Origin of the sequence: Xenorhabdus szentirmaii DSM 16338, from assembly GCF_002632585.1 — a bacterium.
GTDB classification, from domain to species: domain Bacteria; phylum Pseudomonadota; class Gammaproteobacteria; order Enterobacterales; family Enterobacteriaceae; genus Xenorhabdus; species Xenorhabdus szentirmaii.
Map to the genome: position 1 here is coordinate 1046878 of NZ_NIBV01000001.1, position 17730 is coordinate 1064607.

Genomic DNA, 17730 nt, shown 5'->3' on the forward strand with positions numbered 1-17730 from the left:
GACTGGACACAAATCATGATTAATGTGTCACCAGATTGATGAATATTTGTGCCCCAACCAACAGGCAGTCGTCGTCGATATAATAAGGATTCGAATGTAGGTAGTTATCGATCCCTTTGGTTTTATTGCCACTGCCAAGGAAAAACATTGCACCAACACCCTCTTTGGTCGCGTTTATCATGTAGCTGAAATCTTCACTTCCTGTCATGGGGGAGCTATTTGATTCGATATTTTCGGCAGGAAGGAACTGAGCCGCTGCTGCCAGAATACGTTGATAGGCATAAGGATGATTGTCCACGGCGGGATAGCTGCTATAGACAATTGTGGTTTTGAACCCTCCGGCTTCACTGCGGGCAATAATTTCCTGAAAACTATTTTTCAGAATTTGATCTGTTTCTTTATCCATGGCCCGGATCGTTCCCCGAGCCTGAACATGGTCGGCAACGGCGTTGGGGATGGTACCACCTTGGATCATGCCGCAACTGAATACGGCAGGGCTGAAGGGATCTGTTTTTTTGACAATGACATAATCCATATAGTCAATGATGCGGCAAGCCTCACGGATTGCATCCAACCCTTTTTGAGGCGTTGAGCCATGCGCGGAAATGCCGTATACATCCAACGTCCATGTTGATCCCCATGAACTCATCACGCCTGTATTAATGCTGATGCTGCCGGTTTCCTGTGCCCCGTTATTATGTAAGGCATAGACTTCATTCACACCTTCCATACAACCCAGCTCAACCATTTTATCTGCTCCGGGAACACGCATGTCTTCTTCGGCCATTTGAAAGATAAAACGTACGTTGGCGCTCATTTCATCCCTGTGTTGTGACAAATAGTTGGCAGTTGTTAGGGCAATGGCCATATGAGTATCATGACCACAGTTATGGGCGCATCCTCCATGAATTGATGTATGCTTATTGTTGGTCATATCCGGCATGGCGAGGGCATCCATATCAGCACGGAATGCAATCAGAGGCTTACTTGGATCAATGATTAAATCAGCAATAAAACCGGTATAGCCTTCATAATTGCGAATGATGTAGCCAAAGCCCATCATGAGGTTACGGCAGTATTGGGATGTCTTAAACTCTTGTCCTGATAATTCAGGAATTTGATGTAAATCTTGCCGTGTTTTTTTACTGAACTCGCTAAGTTCAAAGAGTTTTTCATTGACATTAAGTCGATTTTTTTTCACTAGATTACTCCTTTTATACTGAATCCAAGTTGAGCAACAATAGAAGCACCGAAGAAGCAACAGGTAGAAACTATCATGAAAATGACAATAACTTTCCAAGACATTTTTTTCAGTTCTTTTAGCTGACCACCGACAGATAACCCAGCAAATGCCAATAAAGGGACGCAGCAGGACAAAAATGAAACTTTACCAATGGCATGAAGAAAAAACGTTCTTATCGTAGTGTCTGGCAGGCAAATGGCAATGCCAATAATTGTAGCGTAAGCGAATGTGGGGAGTGATGAAGGCAAATAATGCTTTGTCACAAGCGCGAGAAATACGACGAGGGACATGGCGATAAAGCTATCCCACATATGGTAAATCATGATCCCTGATGTTAGCGTCTGGGTAAACATAGCAAGTAGGATTGCTACAAAAACCAGCTGCATATCAATGATGATATTTTTCATCTGGCTTCCTCTTCATTCTTATTGAAGATACTGTAAATCTTTTCTGAAAGAGGAAGGCCGAGATAGCTGAGCGATAATGCACCGAGGGCGGACGATAATAAATTCGAAGCCGCTGCAATACTCAGAACTTTCTGTGTCATTGCTTCATCCAGGCCGTGGATCAATGCCCCGGATGCCGCGCTCATCATAGAGCCTGAGCCGACACCAGAGCCTGCTGCCAGAGCCATTGGATGTAACCCGGTTAACGGAGCGACGCTGCCGAGAATACTGAACCACACTGTACCGATAACAGAACCGCATAAATAAATTGCGAGTACGCCGATATATTCCTGCGAGCCTGTTCCAAATTTTCCTTGAATGACGGCAATGGACGGTTCGCGACTAATCGATGATCCTGCTCCGATGGCACGACGGCCAAAGCCAAACTTTATTGCCAGAGGAATGGCAATAAAGATGGGTAATAAGTTACCTATCTCTTGTATAAACAAGGGAATACCGATGCTCAAGATCATGTTGATATTGGGGACTATCATGCCTGCATATTGTGTTCCCAAAACCAATAGGCTAATTCCGACCATTTTCCCACAGAAATCTTCTTCTTTTTGAGTGAATATTTTCCCCCAAATTTTTAGTTTATTGCGGGTAAATTCTGATGAAATCGTTATTCCGATAATAACTGCAAATAACATCGGCATTATGGGTATGATGGCAACGCCAAGTTTTATTTCTCTTTTACCAATCACATACTGAGAAATGAAAATTAAAAACAGGGTGGCCAATATACTAATGAAAATAATATTCCTCTGGCTTCTATTCTGTTCCATTCCTTATCTCCGCCTTGTCATGCGTGAAAAGTATTGTATGCGAGAACAGAATATTTATCATGATGCAATTCAAGGTTATTTCATACCTGTTTTTCATGGGGTATGAAATAAAGTAATTGCGATTGTTTTTTTATCTCTTCATTATTAATAAAAAAGTTTATCGGGTTATGTGACTTTTTTAAAATTCGTCAAAATATAACGTTTTTTATTTAAAAATATCCACGGATAGAGAATTGATAGAGAAAGGACTGGATTAATTTATCATTATTTCATTTTTTGATAAAACATCAGGCAACGGATTTCCCATTTTTATGCACTATATTGGTGCGTGTGATTTTGCCGAAATTCACTAAATTAGTGCAATTAAAATGAGAATTGTGCCATTGCCATGTTTTTTTTCTGTACATTAAAGCGCCACACACTGATATTAAAGGTTTTTAAAAAGTTGGCACGCTTTTAGCATTTCTCTCCGCAATAGTAATTTGTAAAAACAATAGTAATTTGTAAAAAATAGTAATTTGTAAAAATTGACCGTACAGAGATGATGCAGTCGCCCACAGATAAAACAGCTAATTTTTTTACCCGTGTTATTGAACTGACGTGAACCAGGAGAAATCAGTATGTCCGTTGAACATGTTTTGTCCATGATTGAAGAACATCAGGTGAAGTTTATTGACTTACGTTTTACTGATACCAAAGGTAAAGAACAACACATCACCATCCCAGCCCATCAAATTGATGAAGATTTCTTCGAAGATGGAAAAATGTTTGACGGTTCATCGATTGGTGGCTGGAAAGGTATCAATGAATCCGACATGGTATTAATGCCAGACTCAAGTACCGCAATGCTTGATCCGTTCTTCAAGGATACGACCCTCATTATTCGTTGCGATATTCTGGAACCCGGCACAATGCAAGGTTATGATCGTGACCCTCGCTCGATTGCAAAGCGCGCGGAAGACTTTCTGCGGGCAAGTGATATTGCCGATACGGTTTTATTTGGGCCAGAACCTGAATTTTTCCTGTTTGATGATATCCGTTTCGGTAGTTCCATCTCGGGTTCTTATTATCATATTGATGATATTGAAGCTGCATGGAATAGCGGTACACAGTATGAAGGCGGTAACAAAGGCCACCGTCCTGGAGTCAAAGGCGGGTATTTCCCCGTTCCTCCGGTCGATTCGTCCCAGGACTTGCGCTCAGCGATATGCCTGACAATGGAGGAAATGGGATTAGTTGTTGAAGCCCATCATCACGAAGTGGCTACTGCCGGACAGAATGAAGTCGCTACCCGCTTCAATACCATGACGAAGAAAGCGGATGAAACTCAGATTTATAAGTATGTTGTGCATAATGTCGCCCATAAATTTGGCAAAACGGCCACATTTATGCCAAAACCGTTAGTCGGTGATAACGGTTCTGGAATGCATTGCCATATGTCTTTGTCCAAAAATGGGACTAACTTGTTTGCGGGTGATAAATACGGTGGCTTGTCTGAGCTGGCGCTCTATTATATCGGCGGTATCATCAAGCATGCGCGTGCACTGAATGCCTTTACTAATCCAACAACGAACTCGTACAAACGCCTTGTACCTGGCTTTGAAGCGCCGGTCATGCTGGCTTACTCTGCCCGTAACCGTTCTGCGTCTATTCGCATTCCTGTTGTTGCCAGTGCAAAAGCACGCCGCATTGAAGTGCGTTTCCCTGATCCGGCTGCAAACCCCTATCTGGCTTTTTCGGCTCTGCTGATGGCAGGCCTTGATGGCATCATCAATAAAATTCACCCAGGTGATGCTATGGATAAAAATCTGTATGACTTACCCGCAGAAGAAGCTCAGGAAATCCCAACCGTTTCTTCTTCTCTGGAAGAAGCGTTGGCGGCACTTGATGCAGACCGTGAATTCCTGACTCGTGGCGGTGTTTTCACTGATGATTCAATTGATGCTTATATCAATTTATTGAAAGGGGAGATTGAACGAGTCCGGATGACTCCTCACCCTCTGGAGTTTGAACTGTATTACAGTGTGTAATGTCTTATTTATTAACTACCTAATATTGTTGTTCTTGTTTGTTGCCGTGAAACTTTGGCCCATCTTTGGATGGGCTCTTTTCTCGTCACGCTCTTCGTTATCAGGAATGCGCATGTGCGTACAGCCAATTGGTTTTAAATGTAAATAATAAATTCTGAGTAGAAGGCCACATTGGACTAAACTGAAATAGATTACAATGCACCAAAAAAGTGCAGGAATTGAATGACAATGGTTGATTTGCCCAAAGCAGAACAAATTCTCGATTCACTGATAAACAGCGTATTTGTGCTGGATAATGATCTGATTATTCGTTACGCCAATCATTCTGCCATGCAGCTTCTGGCGCAAAGTACACATAAATTATTCGGTACGCCTCTTCCGATTCTATTCAGTTATATTTCAATGGATGCAGAGTTAATGCGTTCCAGTTTGAACAGTGGCCATAGTTTTACGGATAACGAAGTCATTCTGGTAATAAACAATCACTCTCATGTGATGTCGCTCAGTGCCCAACCCATTTCCGAACAGTTTATTTTGCTGGAAATGGCGCCTATGGACAGTCAACGCCGTTTAAGCCAAGAGCAGATCCAACAAGCACAGCAAGTGGCTGCACGGGAATTGGTTCGGGGGCTGGCACATGAAATTAAAAATCCCCTCGGAGGGCTGAGGGGAGCTGCGCAACTGCTTGCCAAAGCGCTGCCTGATCCATCCCTTCGGGAATATACCCAAGTGATCATTGAACAAGCAGACCGGCTGCGCGCGCTTGTGGATCGGTTACTGGGGCCACAGCATCCGGGAATGCAAACCCGCCAGAGTATCCACCATGTTGTCGAGCGGGTTTATCAGCTGGTTTCTCTGGAAATGCCCAATAATGTCACCTTGGTTAAAGATTATGATCCCAGTTTGCCAGAACTGGCCCATTATCCTGATCAAATTGAGCAGGTATTGTTGAATATTACCCGCAATGCCCTGCAAGCCTTGGGCAATAAAGGGGGAAAGATTATTCTGAGGACACGGACAGCTTTTCAGGTGACGTTGCAAGGCCAACGTTACCGTTTGGCTGCCAGAATTGATATCAAAGACAATGGGCCGGGCATTCCCCCCAATATTCAGGACATGCTTTTTTACCCGATGGTCAGCGGGCATGAAGGAGGGACTGGACTTGGGCTGTCTATAGCCCGTAATCTTATTGACCAGCATGCTGGAAAAATCGAGTTCACCAGTTGGCCGGGGCATACGGAATTCTCCATTTACCTACCTATCAAGAAATAACAGACCAAGAAGTGGAGGATGACAATGACACAACGCGGAAAAGTCTGGATTGTTGATGATGATAGTTCTATACGATGGGTGCTTGAGCGGGCACTGTGTGGGGTTGGAATTGAATGCACCAGTTTTGAAGATGCGGATGCTGTATTGGCTGCACTACGGCAGGGCAGTCCTGAAGTTATTCTGTCCGATATCCGCATGCCCGGTGTGGACGGGTTGAGTCTTCTCAACCAGATAAAACAAAGTCATCCGCACCTTCCGATCATCATTATGACTGCCCATTCTGATTTGGATGCTGCTGTCAGTGCCTATCAGCACGGGGCATTTGATTATTTACCGAAACCGTTCGATATTGATGAAACCGTTGCGTTGGTTGAACGGGCTTTGAGTCATTATCGTGAACAGCATCAGGTTTCCTCTAATCCACAGGTCGCAGCGTCAGTGTCAGATATGATCGGGGAAGCGCCTGCCATGCAGGAGGTATATCGGATTATCGGCCGGCTGTCCCGCTCTTCCATCAGCGTGTTAATCAATGGCGAATCCGGCACCGGTAAGGAGTTGGTTGCCCATGCCTTGCATCGCCACAGTCCACGCGCTTCAGCACCGTTTATCGCACTGAATATGGCTGCTATTCCGAAGGATCTGATTGAATCTGAATTGTTCGGTCATGAGAAAGGCGCTTTTACGGGAGCCAATCAAGTGCGTCAGGGGCGTTTTGAACAAGCGAATGGCGGCTCGCTATTTTTGGATGAAATTGGTGATATGCCTCTGGATATCCAAACCCGTTTACTGCGCGTGCTGGCGGAAGGGCAATTCTATCGCGTCGGTGGTTATGCGCCGGTGAAGGTTGATGTCCGCATTATTGCAGCCACTCACCAAAATCTTGAACAGCGGGTCGCAGAAGGTAAGTTTCGGGAGGATCTCTACCATCGACTGAACGTTATTCGTGTTCAGCTTCCTCCGTTGCGGGACAGGGTAGAAGATATTCCGCGTCTGGCGTACCATTTCCTGCAACAAACGGCCAAAGAGCTGGGCGTTGAAGCTAAGGTACTGCATCCCGACACCGAACTTGCCCTGGCTCGTTTGCCGTGGTCAGGTAATGTCCGTCAGTTGGAAAATGTCTGCCGTTGGCTGACGGTAATGGCTGCCAGCAAAGAAGTGCTGGTACAGGACCTGCCGGCTGACTTAATTGGAAGTCAACCATCAGGGGAAACAGAAAATTCATCTCTGCCCCTTCCTGCATTATATGAAAATTGGTCAGAATTGCTGGCTGAGTGGGCTCAACATGCCTTAAAAGAGGGAAAAACGGATCTGCTTTCTGACGCTTTGCCATTGCTGGAACGCACTTTGCTGAGTTGTGCACTGAAATATACCAATGGACATAAACAGGAGGCTGCTCGTTTGCTGGGGTGGGGCAGGAATACAATCACACGGAAATTGAAGGAGTTGGGGTTGGAGTAGTGATATTCAAGAACAAATAATGCTGAGGTCTTTATGGGAAAAAGCCTATGGTATCTTATTTATCACTATTTCCCTCATTCTATTATAGAGATGGTTTTTAATTAGAACCCATCTATGCAGAAACGGGTAAATGCGAATGTTTTCTAATTTATCTTTTTTATTTAGGACAGCCCCTTTTATTTTCATCTAGAAAATAAAATGTAATCGAGGGTTATATTACTCTCAATATTAAAACAAACATTGCAGTTATTATTGTAAGTTATTAGGTCGATTTCCTCTTTGTTTTTAATGAAATACTTAAGATACAAATGATTTGAATATATGAATTAAATTATTTATAGTCAAAAGCAAAAAAATGAAAGGGAACTCTGCATTGACTTATAGAACTTACAAGTGGAATGAACAGGTTTACCGTAATAGAACTTATACTTACCCTGAAACAAAAAAGTTATTTAACCTTTCTCATATGGCGCCTAAAACTATTAAGGTTAGATATGAATATAGTGATACCTTTAAGAATAAAATAAAAGGTGAATTGTATGTAAGAGTTATATTTAGTCATCATTGTTATACTAAAACGATGCAAAATACTGATGAAAAAACTGTTTTAGTAACCGAGTATGAAAATGGTGTTATAAAAGAACAACGAATATTTGATGAAACAAGGTATAAATACACGTTCATGTTATTAGATGTTATAACGAATATATCATATAAAATATGTAGAGAAAGTCGATTAAAAGGAAAGGTGATCAGGTTAGAAGAAAAAGACAGAAGCAATCCACAAAAAGGCATATATATTATTATGAAGCTTAAGGCAAAAGATGAGAGTCTATTTTTATATGTTGAAACAGCACATTACCGAAATAATTAGCTTTTTAATGCTCAATTAAAAAAAGAATCTCGGAGATTCATGTTGATATTGGGGGATATACTGAAAAATGACTGGAATTATTTGGTCAAATCCTAGATATGTTAAAGCCCTACTGAGCGCTGGTCTTTAACATACTAAACGAACTGCTGCACCTCTTCACAAATCGCTTTGTTATCCCAAGTAACTGTCAGGTTAACGATTAACCCCGTTGAGGGACCAATGGATCTTGGCGGCATACCAGCATCACTTCAGTAAAAATCTACTGTTCGTAATGGCAGCTCATGCTGAATACTGTTTAATTCTAGTACAGTGCGATAGTATTCTCAACTCTATTCACAGATATTCATATCACCCGCGAAAACTGCCGTTGCCGCATTTGACTGCGTAAGTAGCTATCAAAGCACATACAAATATTGCGGATCAGTAAACGCCCTTTCGGGGATACCTGAATTTGCGATGCTGTTATTTCAACTAATCCATCTTCTGCCAATGGCGCCAATAATTGCAGGTCTTCAGCGAAATAATCAGCAAAGTTGAGTGCGTAACGTTGTTCAATATCTGCAAAGTTCAGACGGAAGTTGCAGATCAAATCTTTGATGACATCGCGGCGAATACAGTCATCCTGTGTCAGTGTCAAACCTCGCCATAATGCATGTTCCTGGGCTTCCACTTCTGCATAGTAGGTTTTCAGGTCTTTCTGATTCTGCGCATAGCTGTCTCCCAGCATGCTGATGGCAGAAACCCCCATACCGAGTAAATCGCATTCTCCCTGTGTGGTATATCCTTGAAAATTGCGGTGCAGAATACCTTCCCGTTGGGCAATGGCGAGTTCGTCATCAGGGCGGGCAAAGTGATCCATGCCAATAAACTGATAGTCATTGCTTGTCAGGGTGGAAATGGTTTCCTGCAAAATATCCAGTTTCTGCGTTGCGCTGGGGAGGTCTTGCTCTTTGATCTTGCGCTGTGCTGCAAATAAATCCGGCAAATGAGCATAGTTGAATACACTCAGGCGGTCGGGTGACAATGCCAGCACGCGTTGCAATGTAAAAGCAAAGCTTTCTGGTGTTTGCTTTGGCAAGCCATAAATCAAGTCAATGCTGGTGGAGGTGAAACCGGTTTCACGGGCACGGTTGGCCAGCTCAAAAATAAATTCTTCATCCTGTTCACGATTGACCAAACGTTGTACGTCTTTATTGAAATCCTGTACGCCCATGCTCAGGCGGTTAAAGCCTTCATGACGGAGGTGATCAATCACATCAAGTTCAATTTCACGGGGATCAATTTCAATGGAAAGCTCTGCGTCAGGCAAAAAATGGAAGTGGCTGCGCAGCATCGACATCAGGCGGCTGATCTGTGTTTTATCCAGATAAGTTGGCGTGCCCCCGCCCCAGTGCATCTGGCTGACTTTCCGCCGGGAGAATAATTTGGCCCGGGCAATAATTTCTTTTTCCAGCACATTGAGATATTCATCCGCCTTGTGCTTTTGGCGAGTGACCAGCTTGTTGCAACCGCAGAAATAACACAGTTTATGGCAGAACGGGATATGGATATAAAGGGAAAGTGGGCGATCGGGATAACGTGCTGCTGCCAGCTTAAAGGCATCCGCATCGTATCGTTGGCTGAACTCCAATGCTGTTGGATATGAAGTATAACGGGGTCCTGAATAGTTGTATTTCTGGATCAAAGGCAGATCCCAAACAATGGCTTGCTCTGACATGCTTATTCCTTCCGCTGTTTTCGCCCACCAAAACGCAACATTTTCATGGAATTGAAATGCTGGGCCATGATGATACTGCGCAACCGACGTTTACGTCGCAATAGCCGCCATAGTTTACCCAATAACCACAGTAAATAACACACTAATACTGTGGTTATCAGGATGAACCCGCCTTTTACAATCATAAGGTATGGTACATAAGATACGGCAGCAGGAGTCACTTACCTTTCAGCAACTGCATGATATCTTCCTGCTGTTTCTCTTCTTCTTCGCTGTTGTCTTCTTCCAGATTGATACCCAGTTCTTCCATTAAGGTATCAATGCGGTCGAGTATGTTATCAACATAGACATTGTCTTCCTGAGACAGTTTTTCACCTTGCTCAAGGCGTGCCAGCAAGTCATCCAAACGCTCGTCATTTTCCAGCATTGCCAGTTCTTCCTGTGGAGACAGACGAGGTTTTTGTTTCTCCGCTTTTGGTTTGGTTGCGGGTTTTGCAACTGCAACTTTGTCATCGGCAATCAGAGGAACCGGAACTTTGCTGCCGATACGCGGATCGGCTTTCTGCTGGGTCGTGGATGTATTTTTCTTTCCGCTGCTACCGTGACTGCGGCTGCCAGTCGGGTTACCACGACGTTTCTTTTCGCGTTTACGCTCGCGCCCTTCTGCATCCAGTTCTGCGCGGCTTTTTCTTTTTTGCTTACCAGCAGAAGGCTTCGCTGGTGATTTTCTATTTAACGGGCTCATAGCTTGTGACTCAACTCGCTTTTATCAAGATATTTTCGGCGGAATCTAACAGAAACCACCTATAACATCCAATGTCATTCACTCAAGGTTTAAAGTTCGGCTAATATCTAAGTAATCTTAACTCAACTAATTGATCATTAACCCTCATGCGTTTTTTTGATACTTCTTCTTATCGCATGCCATTGTGTCTTTGGATCACTGGTTATGCTGTTTTATGGATAATGGCTAGCTACTCTCTCGATCCCACCGTTCCTTATGATGCTGTAGAAGCCCTGAATTGGGGGATCAATGGAGAATGGGGCTCACCCAAAAATCCGTGGTTAGTTGGCGCTATAATGCTCCCCGCTATCCATATCAGCAATATCTCTCTCAGTTTTTATTGGTATTTTACTCACTTTGTTGCCATTGCCCTCGGTATGCTCGGTGTCTGGAAATTGGCATTCCGGCTGACAGGCAAGGTTACATTGGCATGGCTTGCCATGTTAACGCTGAATTTATCCGGCATCATTAATTTTGATATCATTCCTTATAATGATAATTACCTTTTGGTCATGCTCTGGCCGTGGTCTTTGTTGTTTTTTCTGCATGCCATTGATGATAGTCCAAAATGGTGGCTGGCATTCGCATTGACGACTGGATTGGCAACGATGGGAAAATATTCTTCTCTTTCCATCATTGGCTCCGTCTTTTTACTCTCTCTGTTTGTGCCCAAAGTACGCCGCCATTACCGGGAACCTTTGTTTTATCTCGCCATTACCCTATGGCTGGCATTGGTCTTACCCAATTTAGGGTGGTTAGTGCAGAATGATTTTGTTGCGTTTAAGTGGGTTGATTCCCAAATTCAGCAGGGATTTAACCTGCATACCACGCGTGCTGTGCTCTCTGTGTTCTATCCGTTGATTATCGTCAGTGTGATGATTTATCTGCTGGGAGGCCGGATTGGTTGGCCTGAGCAACAATCCAATGCGTTGGTCGATATTGTTATCCTTTTACCACTGCTGATTATTTATGGCTGGTTTTCATTTAATCAGGGGGGACGCATGACGGAGTGGGTTCAGCCTTTTATGACGGTTGCCCCCGCTTTATTGGTTGGTTCAATAACGGTTTATCCGCAGAAATCCCTGCGGGGTGCGTTAAGGGGATTGGCCTTGTTCGGTGTCTTGGTGCTGGTTGGCTATACTGGCGTGATGATGGCAAATGTCCGTGATGCGGGGCAAAAATTTGTCGGCATCAAAACGTTTACCGGCCAACTTGATCAACGCTGGAATGCGCTTTATTCCACCCCCTTGCGTTATGTTGGGGGAGAATACCTACACCAGTGGTTAACGTTCTATAGCCGTTATCGCCCAGAAACGATACAGCCCTGGACATTAAATGCGGAGATGCCGCCGAATATCTACAACAGCCATGTTAAAGAAAAAGAGATTGTTGAATATGGCGCATTGCTGGTAGGAGAACGAGGAAAAAGCTGTCAGGAAGAAAATTTCCGGCATATTTTTCAGGATTGGCCGGCATTGACTATCAGCCACAAAGAAGCGTTTTCATTTCAGTCTCAGCCCAGTGCTAAATCAGATATTGTCTGCATTGGTTTTGTCGCCCCAGAAACTCATCAATAAAAATCGACAACAGTGAATTGCCCATTTTCCCGATACAATAAAAGCCCAACAAAAGCCTGACAGGAAAGTCTTTGTCAGGCTTTTGGGGATGATGTCAGCCGGTTTTAATGGGCATCAACAAACACCATTTTCAATATGAAAAGCAGTGTGACGACCACAACACATAAGCTGATATCACGCCATTTTCCCGTGCCTAATTTCATCACGCAGTAAGCAACAAAGCCCAGCGCGATGCCTTCAGTAATGGAAAAACTAAATGGCATCATCACCGCGGTAATAAAAGCCGGGACAGATTCTGTCAGGTCGTTCCATTTTACCCGCGTCAGGCTGGAGGTCATCAGAACGCCGACATAAACCAGTGCGCCTGCCGTGGCATAGGCTGGCACCATTCCCGCCAGCGGAGAGAAAAATATCACGAGCAGGAATAAGATACCGACTACAACTGCCGTCAGGCCGGTACGCCCGCCGACAGACACGCCGGAAGAGCTTTCAACATAGGCCGTTACCGAAGACGTTCCAATATAAGATCCCACAACAGAACTGATACTGTCTACATACAGTGCTTGTTTCATGCGCGGGAATTTACCGTCACGGTCTGCCAGCCCTGCTTTATCCGTTACGCCAATTAATGTGCCGGAGGAATCAAACAAGTTCACCAACATGAACGAAAAAATAACGCCCGCCAACGTGATATCCAATGCACCTTTCACATCAACATTACCGACCACGCTCATGATGCTGGGGGGGAAGTCAAAAATACCGCGATATTTGACATCTCCCATCATCAGGCCGATCCCTGTCGTCACAACAATGGAAATGAGCACTGCGGCATGGAAATTGCGGGCTGCTAAAATGGCAATGGTGAAAAAACCTAATGTTCCCAGCAGGACGTTATGGGAAGCGAAATTGCCAATTGAGACTATGGTGTCTGGATTGGGGACGATAATATCTGCGTTTTTCAGCCCCATCATGGCAATGAAAAGGCCGATACCGCTGGTGATCCCCACTCGCAGGCTCAACGGAATATTGGCTATCATCCAGTAACGGATACGAAAGAGCGTTAAGAGCAGCAAGCCAATAGCTCCCCAGAAAATAGCGCCCATTGCAACCTGCCATGAAATGCCCATCGCACCTACCACGACAAAGGCAAAAAGGGCATTCAGTCCCATTGCTGGGGCAACGGCAATGGGGAGATTAGCCAGCAATCCCATCAGAATACTGCCCACCGCAGCAATTAAGCAGGTTGTGACAAATACCGCCTCAATATCCATTCCTGCTTTTGACAAAATTTGTGGGTTAACAAAGACGATATAGACCATTGTTAGAAAGGTTGTCAGCCCGGCGACCATTTCAGTGCGTACTGTGGTGCCATGCTCTTCTAATTTAAACACGCGCTGAAGCAAGCCCTGACGATTTCCAGAGCCAGAATTGATTGTGCTCATGTATGTAGTTTCCCAAAAAACGAAGTTTTCAACTTATCCTACAGGAAACCCATAAAAATCGTTAATCTCTCCATACATATTTAATGCAGCTTGTCTCATTCAGCATGAGTTGAAGCATCAGAAGAAATGTCGTCAGGTGGCATGGTTGCCAGTATATCGTCAAACATATCCCTCCATTCTTCTGGACTAATATCCATTAAACCGAAAAATCGCAGAATAAATGCGCCTTCTGTCGCCAGAAATGCCAAACGTGCCTGCCGCCCTTCTTCAGTTGTCATGTCCAGACCGGCAAAGCGCTGGCGATACCAGATCCGGGTTGATTCAAGATGCTCCGGTGTCTGTATCAATGCGGCCAGAAGCCCCGCAGCCTTTGCCGTTGATGCTTCATCCGAACATTTGGTTGCTTCAATGTGCGCTCTCACTGCGGTCTGAGGATCAGGATTGTCTCCGGCAATTTTGTGGAACTGTTTGTCGTAACTGGCCCCCCAACGATCAAACATGGCCTCAATGAGGGCGTCTTTAGAACTAAAACTGTACTGTACGCCACCTTTGGTGATGCCGACGGCTTTCGCGACGGCATCAATGGTAAGAGCCGCCGCCCCATGTATTGTGATGATTTGTTCCGCAGCATCCAGCAGAACCTCTCGATCAATTGTTTTACGACGCCCCATACTTTCCTCCCTTTCAAATAAATACGTATGTATTTATAATGATCGCCAATAATTTAGTCAAGGTTTGGCAGTTTATAGTTTCCGAACTGTATTGGTGGAATTTTTTATGAAAACAAATCTTCGCTGGTTGGTGCTGGCCATCATTTCCAGTGCGTTGTTCCTGATTGTTATTGATGTGACTGTTCTTTATACGGCTTTGCCTCGGTTGACGCATGATTTGCGTGCTTCGGCTTCTGAAAAGCTGTGGATCATGAATGCCTATACTTTAACCATTGCCGGGTTGCTTCCTGCGATGGGGGCTTTGAGTGATCGTTTTGGTGCCAGAAAACTGTTTACCCGTGGGTTAGCCGTTTTTGGCGCAGCGTCGCTGATGGCTGCGTTTTCCCTTAATCCCGGAATGTTGATTGGAGCACGTGTCATTCTGGCTTTTGGTGCCGCTATGATGATGCCGGCAACACTCGCAATCATTCGTCAGACGTTTAAAAATCCCAACGAGCGGGCACTCGCCATCGGCATCTGGTCTGCCGTCGCCTCAGGAGGTGCTGCACTCGGCCCCGTTATCGGCGGGTTTCTGCTTGAATATTATTGGTGGGGCTCCGTTTTCCTGATTAATGTTCCAATCGTTCTTATTGCATTTGGTTTTGCGCTGATTTTCATTACCAAAAGCCGGAGCAATCCCGGCCATACTTTTGATTTAATGGCTTCCGTTCAAATCATGATAGGTTTGATTGGCCTTACTTTTGCAATCAAAGAAATCAGCAGGCAGGGAACATCACTGGGAACAGCGGCGATAGTGGGGACAGTCGGGTTTATATTCACATCCTTTTTTGTTCGCGGGCAATTACGTTCACCTAATCCGATGATAGATTTCAGTTTGTTCCGCAATCGCGCTTTTTCAACAGGGATCATTGTGGCTTTTACGTCCATGGCCGCACTTGTCGGCATAGAGCTTGCCGTTACCCAGAGATTCCAGCTTGTTATGGATCTTTCTCCCTTGCGGGCGGGGCTGCTGATATTGCCCTTTTCTGTCGCTTCTTTTATTGCTGGCCCCTTGACCGGCATTGCTATACCGAAATTTGGTGCCGAGCGGCTCATGTGGCTTTCGCTTGCCTTCACCGGATTAGGCATTTTTGGTTATTTCTTTGGTTTACACACTGGCATGTTCGTGCAAATTGTGACGTTCAGCGTCATTGGATTTGGTATTGGTGCTGCCATGACTGCCGCTTCTACGGCAATCATGCTCAATGCTCCGGAGAAAAAAGCCGGTACAGCGGCGTCTATCGAAGAAATCGCCTATGAACTGGGAAGTTTAATCGGGATAGCCATTCTTGGCAGCCTGATGGTGGCGGTTTACAGCGCATCATTTACCTTTCCGGCGGATGTGGGGGGTTCAGAGCTGGCAAAGAGCAGCATTGATGACGCGCTTATCGCTGCGGAAGGGTTAAAAGGAGAGGTGGCTCTATTGTTGATTCAGGCTGCAAAACAGGCTTTCAATCATGCATTCCTGTCAGTGCTTATTGCCGCTGGTGCATTGCTGGTATTGACTGCCGGGGCGATTGCCGTATTCGGGAAAGAAAAACGCCGGTGATCCCATCAACCAGAGGTACACTCTATCATGCGGTGTACCTCTGAAATGGACTACTTATTACTTCTGGATCACCTTATGCCATTTATGCCATGCAAAAAGCAGTGCAACATTTTGTTATTAATAATACCCGCCATTAATAACACTCTGTCATAACACTATAATTAGTAACTCACTGTCATTAGTAACGTCCGTGGCTTCCCTGTTTTTCACTCCCGGTTTCATTCCGCAGGGCGTTGCATCAGGAATAGGGGATCAGGAATGAACATAAAAATTAACCTTGCGTTATGACGGCCGCTTCTTTTTTACGCCAGAATTTGAAAAGGGATGTTTTTTCACACTTCACCGAAAATCGACGGGCAATGCCGTTGGCAATGAGCTCCAGCGATAAACACATCACAAAATAAATCAGCGCAACGAATAAAAAGACTTCCATCGGATAAACCATGCTGCGGTTATTCACCTGTGTTGCCAGAAATGATAATTCGGATACACCAACAATATAAGCCAGTGAGGTATCTTTGATTAAGGCAATCCATTGGTTGATGAATGAAGGTATCATCATGCGCAATGCCTGTGGTAAGACGATATGCCACAGAACTTCCCAGCGGTTGAATCCCAGTGATAATCCGGCGCGCCATTGGCCTTCGCCGATAGCCAGAATACCGGCTTTAACGCCGTGGGCCAGGTAGGCGGATGTAATTAACGCCAGCGCGCAAACGACAGTGGTAATTTCGGGAATTTCCATTCCCAATACCACCGGCAATAAGAAATACGTCCAGAAAATCAGCATGATCACCGGAATGGCCCGGAAGAATCCCAATACTGCCGCCAGCATGTTGGCCCAGAATCCCCGCAGCATTGCCAGCGCGATCCCGCCCATGATCCCCAATATGATAGAAATCACACCTGCCATGATGCTGATTGCCAGCGTCAGGGCCGCGCCTTCCAATGGTCCATCCGGAAACGTTCCCAGTAGCAAATAGCGCCAGTTTTCTGCAATAACGGTAAAATCCATCTCAGTGCCCTCTTGCTAATGTTCTCTGCTGACGCCATTGTCCCCAGCCTTCCATCACGGCAATAATGGCGATGTAAAGCACTGTTGCGACACCAAACGCTTCAAAGGTTTGCAGGGTCTGGGTTTCCACTTGTCGGGATGCATAGGAGAGTTCAGAGACGCCAATCGCCATCGTCAATGAAGAATTTTTGACGATGTTCATGTATTGCCCCAACAACGGAGGCATGGCGATTTTCAGTGCCTGTGGCAAGACAACATGGCGCATAGCCTGCCAGCCGGTCAGGCCGAGTGCGTGGGCTGCGTACTTTTGGCCGCGTCCGACGCCCTGAATGCCGGCACGTAATTCCTCTGCGACAAAAGGCGCGGAATAAAGGGTCAGGCCAATAAATCCTGCCAAGAATTCAAAAGAGGGCCATTCCAGCGTCAGCCCGAACAGGGTGATTTCATGGGGGGTATTCAGCCACACCATCACTGCCTGCGGCAAAATCTGACCTGATGCGAAGTACCAGAAAAATAACTGCACCAACAACGGGGTATTACGGAACAGGGTGGTGTAAGCCGTGATCAACCAACGCAAGGGTTTGATTTGGCTGTCCCGTGTAGCGGCAATCACAAATCCCAGTAAGGTGGAGGAAATAATGGCACAGGCAGAAAGCCACAAAGTAATCAGGAAACCTTGCCAGAGCCATTGCAGGTATTCAGGAGCAAGTAAATGCTCGGTAATAAATTGCTCAAACATATCATTCGCCGCATCTTGAAATTCAATGGGTATAAACCAAATAGCAAAGCCCCGGAATCACGGGGCTCGTTTTCAGGTGTTATTTTCTA

General features: G+C 45.1%; 15 protein-coding genes. 6 read left to right on the plus strand and 9 right to left on the minus strand.

Features of this window, described 5'->3' with window-relative positions:
* Positions 1-19: 19 nt before the first annotated feature.
* From Xsze_RS04885 to Xsze_RS04895, 3 genes are read right to left on the minus strand one after another with little or no spacing between them, the layout of a single operon-like run.
* Positions 20-1201, minus strand: a complete 1182-nt coding sequence (locus Xsze_RS04885) for a M20 metallopeptidase family protein (protein WP_038240877.1) — start codon at positions 1199-1201, stop codon at positions 20-22.
* Positions 1201-1650: a hypothetical protein gene (locus tag Xsze_RS04890; protein ID WP_038240879.1), complete on the minus strand. Its 450-nt coding sequence runs from the start codon at positions 1648-1650 to the stop codon at positions 1201-1203. The genes Xsze_RS04885 and Xsze_RS04890 overlap by 1 nt, the downstream gene beginning before the upstream one ends.
* Positions 1647-2474: a DUF3100 domain-containing protein gene (locus Xsze_RS04895; RefSeq protein WP_038240881.1), complete on the minus strand. Its 828-nt coding sequence runs from the start codon at positions 2472-2474 to the stop codon at positions 1647-1649. The genes Xsze_RS04890 and Xsze_RS04895 overlap by 4 nt, the downstream gene beginning before the upstream one ends.
* 620 nt (positions 2475-3094) lie before the next feature.
* Here Xsze_RS04895 and glnA point away from each other — a divergent pair.
* The 4 genes from glnA (at position 3095) to Xsze_RS04915 (ending at position 8108) form a co-directional block, all read left to right on the plus strand.
* On the plus strand, positions 3095-4504 hold the full coding sequence (gene glnA, locus Xsze_RS04900) for a glutamate--ammonia ligase (protein ID WP_038240883.1): 1410 nt from the start codon (positions 3095-3097) through the stop codon (positions 4502-4504).
* A gap of 222 nt (positions 4505-4726) precedes the next feature.
* Positions 4727-5776, plus strand: a complete 1050-nt coding sequence (gene glnL / locus Xsze_RS04905) for a nitrogen regulation protein NR(II) (RefSeq protein WP_038240885.1) — start codon at positions 4727-4729, stop codon at positions 5774-5776.
* A gap of 24 nt (positions 5777-5800) precedes the next feature.
* Positions 5801-7234 carry a nitrogen regulation protein NR(I) gene (glnG, locus tag Xsze_RS04910; RefSeq protein WP_209435307.1) on the plus strand — a complete coding sequence of 478 codons (1434 nt, stop codon included), beginning with the start codon at positions 5801-5803 and terminating at the stop codon, positions 7232-7234.
* A gap of 355 nt (positions 7235-7589) precedes the next feature.
* Positions 7590-8108 carry a hypothetical protein gene (locus Xsze_RS04915; RefSeq protein ID WP_038240890.1) on the plus strand — a complete coding sequence of 173 codons (519 nt, stop codon included), beginning with the start codon at positions 7590-7592 and terminating at the stop codon, positions 8106-8108.
* Positions 8109-8451: 343 nt separating this feature from the next.
* Here the strand turns inward: Xsze_RS04915 and hemN are convergent, their stop codons facing one another.
* Positions 8452-9825, minus strand: coding sequence for an oxygen-independent coproporphyrinogen III oxidase (gene hemN / locus Xsze_RS04920; protein ID WP_038240892.1), 1374 nt, complete (start codon positions 9823-9825; stop codon positions 8452-8454).
* Between the two features lie 217 nt (positions 9826-10042).
* Positions 10043-10570, minus strand: coding sequence for a Der GTPase-activating protein YihI (gene yihI, locus Xsze_RS04930; RefSeq protein ID WP_038240894.1), 528 nt, complete (start codon positions 10568-10570; stop codon positions 10043-10045).
* A 146-nt stretch (positions 10571-10716) separates the two neighbouring features.
* Between yihI and Xsze_RS04935 the strand changes: the two genes are divergently transcribed.
* Positions 10717-12186 (plus strand): glycosyltransferase family 39 protein, encoded by a 1470-nt coding sequence (locus tag Xsze_RS04935; RefSeq protein WP_038240896.1) that lies wholly within the window; start codon positions 10717-10719, stop codon positions 12184-12186.
* A 104-nt stretch (positions 12187-12290) separates the two neighbouring features.
* Here Xsze_RS04935 and Xsze_RS04940 read toward each other — a convergent pair whose 3' ends face one another.
* On the minus strand, positions 12291-13628 hold the full coding sequence (locus Xsze_RS04940; RefSeq protein WP_038240898.1) for an NCS2 family permease: 1338 nt from the start codon (positions 13626-13628) through the stop codon (positions 12291-12293).
* 95 nt (positions 13629-13723) lie between these two features.
* The gene (locus Xsze_RS04945; protein ID WP_038240900.1) at positions 13724-14299 is read right to left on the minus strand and encodes a TetR/AcrR family transcriptional regulator; all 576 of its coding nucleotides are present in this window, start codon (positions 14297-14299) and stop codon (positions 13724-13726) included.
* 106 nt (positions 14300-14405) lie between these two features.
* Between Xsze_RS04945 and Xsze_RS04950 the strand changes: the two genes are divergently transcribed.
* Positions 14406-15887 (plus strand): MFS transporter, encoded by a 1482-nt coding sequence (locus Xsze_RS04950; RefSeq protein ID WP_038240901.1) that lies wholly within the window; start codon positions 14406-14408, stop codon positions 15885-15887.
* Positions 15888-16158: 271 nt separating this feature from the next.
* On the opposite strand, the gene Xsze_RS04955 is transcribed toward Xsze_RS04950, so the two are convergent.
* Positions 16159-16902 carry an amino acid ABC transporter permease gene (locus Xsze_RS04955; protein ID WP_038240904.1) on the minus strand — a complete coding sequence of 248 codons (744 nt, stop codon included), beginning with the start codon at positions 16900-16902 and terminating at the stop codon, positions 16159-16161.
* 1 nt (position 16903) lies between these two features.
* A complete protein-coding gene (locus Xsze_RS04960; protein WP_038240906.1) occupies positions 16904-17641 on the minus strand; it encodes an amino acid ABC transporter permease in 738 nt (245 codons plus the stop codon).
* Between the last annotated feature and the right edge of the window lie 89 nt (positions 17642-17730).

Bases quoted from the DNA above. Each gene is read 5' to 3' on its own strand.
- Xsze_RS04890 (WP_038240879.1), bottom strand. From the start codon at position 1,650: ATGAAAAATATCATCATTGATATGCAGCTGGTTTTTGTAGCAATCCTA.
- Xsze_RS04895 (WP_038240881.1), bottom strand. From the start codon at position 2,474: ATGGAACAGAATAGAAGCCAGAGGAATATTATTTTCATTAGTATATTG.
- glnA (WP_038240883.1), top strand. From the start codon at position 3,095: ATGTCCGTTGAACATGTTTTGTCCATGATTGAAGAACATCAGGTGAAG.
- glnL (WP_038240885.1), top strand. From the start codon at position 4,727: ATGACAATGGTTGATTTGCCCAAAGCAGAACAAATTCTCGATTCACTG.
- glnG (WP_209435307.1), top strand. From the start codon at position 5,801: ATGACACAACGCGGAAAAGTCTGGATTGTTGATGATGATAGTTCTATA.
- Xsze_RS04915 (WP_038240890.1), top strand. From the start codon at position 7,590: ATGAAAGGGAACTCTGCATTGACTTATAGAACTTACAAGTGGAATGAA.
- hemN (WP_038240892.1), bottom strand. From the start codon at position 9,825: ATGTCAGAGCAAGCCATTGTTTGGGATCTGCCTTTGATCCAGAAATAC.
- yihI (WP_038240894.1), bottom strand. From the start codon at position 10,570: ATGAGCCCGTTAAATAGAAAATCACCAGCGAAGCCTTCTGCTGGTAAG.
- Xsze_RS04935 (WP_038240896.1), top strand. From the start codon at position 10,717: ATGCGTTTTTTTGATACTTCTTCTTATCGCATGCCATTGTGTCTTTGG.
- Xsze_RS04940 (WP_038240898.1), bottom strand. From the start codon at position 13,628: ATGAGCACAATCAATTCTGGCTCTGGAAATCGTCAGGGCTTGCTTCAG.
- Xsze_RS04945 (WP_038240900.1), bottom strand. From the start codon at position 14,299: ATGGGGCGTCGTAAAACAATTGATCGAGAGGTTCTGCTGGATGCTGCG.
- Xsze_RS04950 (WP_038240901.1), top strand. From the start codon at position 14,406: ATGAAAACAAATCTTCGCTGGTTGGTGCTGGCCATCATTTCCAGTGCG.
- Xsze_RS04955 (WP_038240904.1), bottom strand. From the start codon at position 16,902: ATGGATTTTACCGTTATTGCAGAAAACTGGCGCTATTTGCTACTGGGA.
- Xsze_RS04960 (WP_038240906.1), bottom strand. From the start codon at position 17,641: ATGTTTGAGCAATTTATTACCGAGCATTTACTTGCTCCTGAATACCTG.